We start from the raw sequence: 1,263 nt of genomic DNA on the forward strand, positions 1-1,263 counted from the left end.
GGGAGCATCTCACTTATGCAATGAGTATTAATACTTATAGCAGTCAAAAACTAGAAAATCTTCAACTTGATCACAAAGAGAAATGAGATTATAATAGTTATAACTTACAATTCAGAATAGCTCTCGATGGGAGGAATAATTCAATGTTATCAGAAAATGAAAAAAGAATTAAAGAGTTATGTCAAGAGTTAGGGCAATGTCTCTATGAGCAATCCCAAATTAAGAAATTTAATAACTTGGGAGAGATAGAGGAGACAGTCAGAGATTTAATGATTCATTATGTTAACCCAGAAATCGGTATTTTTTTGTCAAAACAAGCACAGAAGAAACTGCCGGTCGGACGAGAAAAGTGAAAAGTATTTTGGGGGAATTACCAATTACAGAAAAACAAGCGAAAAAATTAGAAATAAAGTCTCGGACTCAGATGAGTCCAATGTTAGAGAAGAACTGTTTGCTATTAAGTGGCGATGAATCCTACGAAAAATCGGCGCAGAAAATCAAATCATTGACAGGGATTGCTGTTTCTCACAGTACCCAACAACGCCTCGTACATCGATAGGCTTTTGAAGAATTACCGTCTAACCCAGAAGTGGCAGTGGAAGAAATGAGCCTAGATGGCGGTAAGGTACGACTAAGAACTGCCAAGGGAAAAGCCTTAATTTGGCGTGATTATAAAGCAGTGAGTTTTCATCAACTGGGGGTAGCGGCTTTTTTTCAAGATAACTCAGCTTTATTAGATTTGGTTAATTCTCAAGTTTTGGCCAAGCCTTTAATTTGTTTAGGAGATGGACATGATGGTATCTGGAATTTATTTCGTGAGATCGGAGAGAAACAGGAAAGAATTGAAATATTGGATTGGTATCATTTAATCGAAAACCTCTATAAAGTTGGCGGGTCATTCCAGCGAATTGAGGAGGTAAAATGTTTTCTATGGAAGGGGGACGTGGACGCCGCTATCTCTTGTTGTGAAGGATGGTCAGAGCCGCAAGTTGAGAATTTTATTACTTATTTAAACAAGCATAAACATCGAATTGTCAATTATGGTTATTTGCAGGCAGAGGGGATTTCCATTGGCTCTGGCTCCGTCGAATCAAAAATTAAACAAATTGCTCATCGTCTTAAAATTACTGGTGCAAGTTGGCAATCTTGTAATGTACCGCAAGTCCTTCGTCATCGCTGTGCTTATCTAAATGGTTGCCTTTTTTAACTTTTTTATTGATCTCATTAAGCATTTCTACTTATTGCAAAGGTGAGATGCTCCCC

The 1,263-nt window shown here is 37.6% G+C and carries 1 pseudogene; it reads left to right on the forward strand.

From position 1 onward, the window contains the following. Positions 1-143 precede the first annotated feature (143 nt). A pseudogene (locus tag O9332_RS14885) lies at positions 144-1,207 on the forward strand (ISKra4 family transposase). Positions 1,208-1,263: the final 56 nt, after the last annotated feature.

The organism is Microcystis sp. LE19-10.1B (assembly GCF_027530565.1).
Classification (GTDB): Bacteria; Cyanobacteriota; Cyanobacteriia; order Cyanobacteriales; family Microcystaceae; genus Microcystis; species Microcystis aeruginosa.